Here is a 7,019-nt window from a genome sequence, read left to right on the forward strand (position 1 = left end):
GCCTCAAATACGCCTTCCCCAAAGGCCGCAGTGGTCAGATCGACGTCCACTTTAAGCAAACCCGTAGTCATACTCAGTTGCGCGTCTCTGACAACGGCATTGGCCTGCCCCGCAACTTCGATTTCAAGGGAACTCAATCTTTAGGTTTACAACTGGTTGCGACCCTCACCGATCAGCTCCAGGGCAAGATAGAATTGAGAAACAAGTCGGGTACCACTTTCATCATCACCTTTCCAAGGAGCCAGCCTTGAAGAAAGTTCCCATGCTTGCCAAAGGCAGCATTCTGGTTGTCGAAGACGAGAAGATCATCGCCAAGGATATTGCCAACGTCCTGAAAAAATTTGGCTATGCGGTGCCGGCCATCGCGTCCTCTGGCGAAGAAGCAATCCGACGGCTGGAGGAAATGTCGGTGGACTTGGTCTTGATGGACATCGTCTTGAAGGGAGATATCGATGGCATCGAAGCCGCCAAGCGAATCGGCGAGCGCTTCAACATTCCGGTGGTGCACCTGACGGCCTACGCTGATGAGGACACTCTTTCGCGCGTCAAGGAGACGCAGCCCTTTGGCTACATCATCAAACCTTTCAAAGAGCGGGAGCTCTACACCGCCATCGAAATTGCCCTGCACAACCACCGCCAGAGCCTAGAGAGCCGCAGGCTGGAGGAGAAAAGGCTGGAGGAGCTGCGACAAAAGCTGCAGCAGTTGCAGCAGTTTGCAGAGGTCAAGGGCACTTTGTTCAAGAAATTCTTGCAAGATCTGAGTGAGCTCCTCTCGAAGCTCAAGTTTGCCCTAGGCCTGCTCAAAGAGGCAGAGTCGGAGCAGAAGTGGCAGTACTACCTGCGGGTGCTGGAGGAAGAGTTTCACCGCGAGCTGGAACTGATTCATCAGACCTCTAACCTGGAAGATTTGCTAAACCTAGAAAATGTCGGGCTGTTGAGTCAGTTTAGCTTGTTGCGGCCCCAGGAGCCCAGCCGGAGTCGCCTGCTGGAAGAGGAGAAACCGGCGGCCATAGCTACGGCTACCCTCTCCGAGCCCCCCCCAGCGGTGGCCAATCCCGCTCCCCTGCCCAGCCCTGTCGCTGCCGAGGAGGCGATTACAGTGCCGCGGGTAACACTGCGCCCCCTCAACCAGACTCAGCTAGCAGAGCGGTTGGGGGTAGTGGTCTCCGCCATCACCTACTGGAAGTTCAAGAGTGGGTTTCCCGAGTGGAGCCGCAGCCGGGATCCCGACGGCATTTCTTGGCGCTACTCGCCCGACTCCAAGCGCTTTTCGCCCGTGCCTTAGCTAGCGCTGCACCACTTCCACCCGCACCGGCGCCAGCCCAGAGCGCACCATCCCCAGGGCCTCTGCTGCCCGTAGGGAGAGGTCGATAATCCGACCGGGGATGAAGGGGCCGCGATCGCTGATGCGCACGACGGCCTGACGCCCGTTACTCAGGTTGGTGACCCGCACCTCGGTACCGAAGGGCAGAGTGGGGTGGGCAGCCGTCATCTCATGGCGGGTGGGGTGCAGGTTATACCAGGAGGCGATCCCTTCCTGCACAGGCCCGACGGTACGGACAGGGGCAGGTTTTGGTTGAGCGGCTGTTTCTGGCTTAGGGCCTACAACAGTGGCCTTGGCGGCGAGAGCAGCCGGTTGAGGTAGGGCCGGAGCCGAAATGGGGGGCGCATCCAGCAGCAGACGGCGCAGACGATTGGCAGCCAAAACTGCTGTATCCACCGGGCGTTGGTTATCTGGCAGCAGGACTCCCTCGTCGATGCGCAGCAATTCCTCGCCGTTGACCTGAACTGCGTAGAGGGGATCCCCGGATTGGGGCTCTGCCCAAGCCAGGGTAATGGTCGTGTCCTTCAGGGATCCCTGGGCCATTTGGTTGAGCCGGGCCACCAGAGTGCTGGCCCGCAGCAGCGGCGACTCCAACCCGGGTTGCTCGACAAAGCTGACAACAGGTAGATCCCGAACGTAGACGGTGACCACCTGCCGCCCATCCATCTGGTAGTCGTAGAGGGTGGAGATGGGCTGTCTGGTTTGCTGCTGTTGTTCGCCGATCTTGAGGGTGGGTTCTTCTGTTGGCCGCGAAGGGATCGCCTGGCGAGATAGGAGGAGAGACTCCGAGTCCTGCGAGTGCAAGGTGCCGAGTTTGGCCGGCAGGGGAGCGTTGGGTTGGGAAGGGGAGACAAGGTCGGTTGCCGGGGAGAGCGAGTGGGCTTTGGGGGATGGCTGGGTTGCTCTGGCGCTGGGGGATCCGCTGCGAGTTGAGGCTTGTGCCTGCGAGTTTGGGCTGCCCAACATGCCTGCCGGCAAGCTGAGAGCCGTAACACAGAGACAGCCGACTAAGCCCACTTGGCGGGCGGGAGCCAGTCCCTGTCCAAGCCGCTTCCAATTTCGCATGAGGCCGCGCTCCTCTCGAAACTCCTGTACAACATCCAATGCGACAGTAAAACAGAAGTTAATGTACCATAGGTTTCTAAATTGACAAGCTTGCCCGGTCGAGGGCAAAAGCCTAAGTTCCGTCAGCACAAGGATTTTCGTCATCTTGGACTACCGCTCAGCAGGGGTTGACATCGATCTGGGCCGCGCCTTTGTCAGGGGGATTCGCGAGCGCGTTGAACGAACTAAAGTCCCGTTTTCAGGTTCTTCAGGAACCTTGGGGGGCATTGGGGGGTTTGCTGGCCTCTTCGAGCTGCCAGCAGGCTACCGAGCGCCGGTTTTGGTTGCCGGTACCGATGGGGTGGGCACCAAGCTGGAGATTGCCCAGCAGTGGGGGCAGCACCACGGAGTGGGCATCGACCTGGTGGCCATGTGTGTCAACGATGTGCTGACGGTGGGAGCCAAGCCGCTGTTTTTCCTGGACTATGTGGCTACCGGCAAGCTGGAGCCGGAAGCTCTCTGGCAGGTGATTGACGGCATTCTGGAGGGCTGCCAGGAGGCCGGCTGCCAACTGCTGGGGGGAGAGACGGCGGAGATGCCGGGGTTTTATCCGCCCGGCAAGTACGACCTGGCGGGATTTTGTGTCGGGATTGTCGAGAGGGCGGACATTCTCGACGGCTCGCGGGTGCAGGCTGGGGATCGGCTGTGGGCCTTGCCCAGCAGCGGCCTGCACAGCAACGGCTTCAGCCTGGTGCGGCGGATTGTGGCCGAGCGGGGCTGGCGCTGGGATCACCAGCCCTCTGGTTGGGATCGGCCTCTGGCGGAGGTGTTTCTCACCCCCACCCGCATCTACGTGCAGGCGGTGCAGCGGCTGCAAGCAGCAGGGATCCCCATCCACGGCATGGCCCACATCACCGGCGGCGGCATCCCGGAAAACTTGCCCCGCTGTTTGGCTCCTGACCAGGCGGCGCGACTAGAGCCCCACAGTTGGCCCATCCCACAGGAATTTCTCTGGCTGCAGGAGCAGGGCCAGGTGGAGACTTTGGAGATGTTCAACACCTTTAACCTGGGGGTGGGCTATGTGCTGGTGGTGCCCCCTGAGGCGGAAGATCAGGTGAGCTCACTGCTGCCCGAAGCCTTCCCCATCGGGGAGGTGGTGGCCGCCCGCCCTGGGGAGAGCCGAGTCTTGGGGTTGGAAGCGTGGGGATCCCTGGCCCCCTGAGCACCCCACCAAAAGGGGGGAGGGGATCCCGCTGCCGTTTGCTTATCCCCGCCGCCTCTGTGCTAAGTTTGCTGGTGGCCTCAGCGCTGCCGCCTCTGTTGCTCTCAACTTCTGCCTGTTTCAAAACAAGGGCTGCGCGCTTTCGCATCTACGGACTTGGGCTGTTGGCCAACTCACGCTGACCCTCTAGGTTAGGAGCCGCCGATGATAGGTTTATCCACTGCTCCTGCAACCACGGCTGCCATCGAAGTGGAGCATCTGAGCAAAACCTACGGCAGCTTTACGGCCATTCGCGATATCTCTTTCCAGGTCAACGCCGGCGAGATCATGGGGTTTTTAGGGCCGAACGGCGCCGGCAAGACCACCTCCATGCGCATTTTGGCCGGGTATCTGCCCGCCAGCGAGGGGACGGCGCGGGTGGCCGGGTTTGATGTCCACGAAAACTCGATGGCGGTGCGGCAGCGCATCGGCTATTTGCCGGAAAACCCGCCCCTCTACCCGGACATGACGGTGGAGGCCTACCTGCACTTTGTTGCCCAGATCAAGCGGGTCAGCCCCGGCGACCGGCCCAGGCGGGTGGACGAGGTGATCCGCCGCTGCAGTCTGGAAGACAAGCGCCACACCTTGATCCGCAAGCTCTCTAAGGGGTACAAGCAGCGGGTGGGCCTGGCCCAGGCCCTGGTGCACGACCCGCCGGTGATCATCCTGGACGAGCCCACGATTGGGCTGGATCCCAAGCAGATCATCGAGGTGCGCAACCTGATCAAGAGCCTGGCGGGAGAGCACACCATCATCCTCTCCACCCACATCCTGCCGGAGGTGAGCATGACCTGCGACCGGGTGGTGATCATCAACCGCGGCCAGGTGGCGGCCATCGGCACGCCCGCCGAGCTGACGGCACAGGTGCAGGATCGGCAGCAGGCGAAGCTGGTGGTGGGCGCCCCTGAGGAAACGGCCATTCGGGCGGCCCTGCAAAACCTGCCCCAGGTGGAGGTGGTGAGTTTGCAGCCCCTGGGATCCGATCCCCCTCGCTGGCAGGTGCAGCTTAAAAGCAACGTTGCTGCCGTTCGCGACAACGGGACAGAGTCCTTAGGCTGGATCCCGGAGGTGGCCAGGGCCCTGGTGCAGGCGGGGATCGACCTCTACGAGATTGGTCGTCCCCAGGCTTCTTTGGAAGAGATTTTCCTGCAGCTCACCACCCAAGAGGGATCCGCAGGCACATTGGAGGAAGCAGCATGAACGGAGCAGTGGCCATTTTTCGCAAAGAACTGCGCGGCTACTTCACCTCCCCCATTGCCTATGTGGTGGCGGCAGTACTCTGGGGGCTGGCGGGGTTTTTCTTCGTCAACATCTTGGTGCGGGTGATCAACTTCTCCCAGCAGGTGGATCTCTTTGCCCAGTTTGGCCAAGAGAACCCTTTTGATGCCGCCACCATCCTGTCGCAGCAGTTTCTCAACCTGCTGGGCACGCTTTCCTTATTTTTATTGCCTATCTTCACCATGAGCTCCTACGCCGAAGAGCGGCGGCGGGGCACCATGGAGCTATTGGCCACCTCCCCCATTACCAACTTGGAGGTGGCCCTGGGCAAGTGGCTGGCGGTCTGGGTGTTTTTTATGACGCTGCTGTTGCCACCGCTGGTCTACCACGTGCTGGTGCTGAGCAGCGCCACCCCGGCAGTGGACTACCGCCTAACCCTAATGGGCTATGTGGGACTTGCTCTGCTGGCGGGCAGCGTCATGGCCTTGGGGTTGTTCATCTCTTCCCTGACCGACAGCACCCTTATCGCGGCGGTGGCTACCTTTGGGCTAATCCTGCTGCTCTGGGTGATCGACGCGGCGGCCGGCCAGGAGAACAACTGGATTGCCGCTACCCTGAGGCATGTTTCTCTGCTGCAGCAGTACAGCAACTGGGTGCAAGGGATCCTCAGCAGCAGTAGCATCGTCCTTTTCCTCAGCATTATCGTGCTGGGGCTGTTTGCCACGGTGCAATCGGTAGAAAGCCTGCGCTGGCAGCAAAGCTAGGGTTGTGTTGGGAGAAGTGCGGTGATGAAAGACTGGCGGGCGTTGGCAGATTGGGCGGGGATCGTCGGCCTTGGTGGGATTGCCATCGGCCTGCTGGTGGGATCCGCTCTCACCGGCTGGACGGCGGTGCCCCTCAGCCTCATGGCCACGGGCTTGGCTCTGGTGGTGGTTTGGGGCTTCACCCACCGGCAGGAGGTGAGCCTGTTCTTGGGGCTGCGCTCCACCCAGACCAACGCCAACATCCTGGTGGCGGTGGCGGCGATGGCCGTCATCCTGGTGCTGGTGAATGTGGTAGCGGTGCGCTACGACCTGCGCCTGGATCTCACCGAGGAGGGCCTGTTTACCCTGTCGCCTCAAACCCGGCAACTGGTGCAGGGATTGGCGCAACCCGTCAAAGTCTGGGTGGTTACCACGGCGCCGGATCCCAACCTGCGGGAACAACTGGAGCGCTACCGCCGCCTCAACCCCGAGCGCTTCCAGTTTGCGTTTGTCGATCCCAATCGGGATCCCCTCACCATTCAGCGGCTGCAGGTGACGCAAAACAACACCCTGGTGGTGGAGGCCGGAGAAAGCCGGCAGCAACTGCCCCAGCCCCCTGCCCCTGAGCTGGAGAGCAAACTGACCCCCGTCTTGTCTAAAGTGGTCAACCGCGGGGAGTTGCTGGCCTATTTCGTGCAAGGGCATGGGGAAGTGGGCCTAGAAGCGCGGGAAGGCACCCCCACCCTGGCCCAGGCCGTGGCAGCCCTGAGACAGGAGGGCTACCGAGTGGAGCCCTTGAACCTGGTGCAGGCCGAGATCCCTGACGAGACAGAGGTTTTGGTGTTGGCGGGGCCGCAGCGGGCTCTTTTCCCCGGCGAGGTGGAGAAGCTGCAGGACTACCTGGCCAAGGGAGGACGGCTGCTGCTGCTCATTGGGCCGCGGGTGGATGCCGGCTTGGATCCCTTGCTGGAAGAGTGGGGCGTGGTTTTGGGAGATGACATCCTTATCGAGGTGAGCAGCGTCAGCCAACTCCTGGGCACGGGGCCGGCAGTTGCCCTAGTTACCACCTACGGGGATCACCCCATCACTGCCCCCTTGGCCGAGCAGCGGCTGATGACCCTCTTTCCGCTGGCCCGTTCGGTGGAAACCCAAGCCCGCGAAGGGATCCAGGCCACACCCTTGCTGCGCAGCAGTCCGCAGAGCTGGGGAGAGACCAGCCCCAACCTGGAAGCTGGCCCCGTGCAATTTGACCCGGATCAAGACAAGCCCGGCCCCCTGACCTTGGGCGTAGCCCTGACCCGGCAGGTGAAAGGCGATCAGAACAACTCAGAAGCCCAGGAGTCGCCGACCGAGGCCCGCCTGGTGGTGATCGGCAACGTCAACTTTGCCCTCGACGGCAACCTGAGGCAGCAGGGCAACCGCGATCTTT

General features: G+C 61.6%; 7 protein-coding genes. 6 read left to right on the plus strand and 1 reads right to left on the minus strand.

Features of this window, described 5'->3' with window-relative positions; genetic code table 11:
* Both NW835_RS11670 and NW835_RS11675 read left to right on the plus strand, forming a co-directional pair.
* Window positions 1-251 (plus strand): sensor histidine kinase (locus tag NW835_RS11670; RefSeq protein ID WP_414415367.1); only part of this gene is annotated, 251 nt, incomplete at its 5' end.
* A complete protein-coding gene (locus NW835_RS11675) occupies window positions 248-1,285 on the plus strand; it encodes a response regulator (RefSeq protein WP_414365116.1) in 1,038 nt (345 codons plus the stop codon). The genes NW835_RS11670 and NW835_RS11675, both read left to right, overlap by 4 nt.
* On the opposite strand, the gene NW835_RS11680 is transcribed toward NW835_RS11675, so the two are convergent.
* Window positions 1,286-2,389 (minus strand): septal ring lytic transglycosylase RlpA family protein, encoded by a 1,104-nt coding sequence (locus tag NW835_RS11680; protein ID WP_414378001.1) that lies wholly within the window; start codon window positions 2,387-2,389, stop codon window positions 1,286-1,288.
* Between the two features lie 145 nt (window positions 2,390-2,534).
* Here NW835_RS11680 and purM point away from each other — a divergent pair, with 145 nt between their 5' ends.
* The 4 genes from purM to NW835_RS11700 all read left to right on the plus strand — a co-directional run.
* Window positions 2,535-3,590, plus strand: a complete 1,056-nt coding sequence (purM, locus tag NW835_RS11685) for a phosphoribosylformylglycinamidine cyclo-ligase (protein ID WP_414415368.1) — start codon at window positions 2,535-2,537, stop codon at window positions 3,588-3,590.
* Window positions 3,591-3,794: 204 nt separating this feature from the next.
* Window positions 3,795-4,829 carry an ABC transporter ATP-binding protein gene (locus tag NW835_RS11690; protein ID WP_414365122.1) on the plus strand — a complete coding sequence of 345 codons (1,035 nt, stop codon included), beginning with the start codon at window positions 3,795-3,797 and terminating at the stop codon, window positions 4,827-4,829.
* Entirely contained in the window at window positions 4,826-5,611 is a 786-nt protein-coding gene (locus NW835_RS11695) for an ABC transporter permease (protein WP_414385280.1), read from the plus strand. Before NW835_RS11690 ends, NW835_RS11695 begins: the two co-directional genes overlap by 4 nt.
* Before the next feature lie 24 nt (window positions 5,612-5,635).
* Window positions 5,636-7,019: GldG family protein (locus NW835_RS11700; RefSeq protein WP_414415369.1), on the plus strand; the 1,384-nt coding region annotated here is incomplete at its 3' end.

This window comes from Synechococcus sp. OH2 (genome assembly GCF_047462155.1).
Taxonomy (GTDB): domain Bacteria; phylum Cyanobacteriota; class Cyanobacteriia; order Thermostichales; family Thermostichaceae; genus Thermostichus.

Bases quoted from the DNA above. Each gene is read 5' to 3' on its own strand.
- NW835_RS11680 (WP_414378001.1), bottom strand. From the start codon at position 2,389: ATGCGAAATTGGAAGCGGCTTGGACAGGGACTGGCTCCCGCCCGCCAA.
- NW835_RS11695 (WP_414385280.1), top strand. From the start codon at position 4,826: ATGAACGGAGCAGTGGCCATTTTTCGCAAAGAACTGCGCGGCTACTTC.
- NW835_RS11690 (WP_414365122.1), top strand. From the start codon at position 3,795: ATGATAGGTTTATCCACTGCTCCTGCAACCACGGCTGCCATCGAAGTG.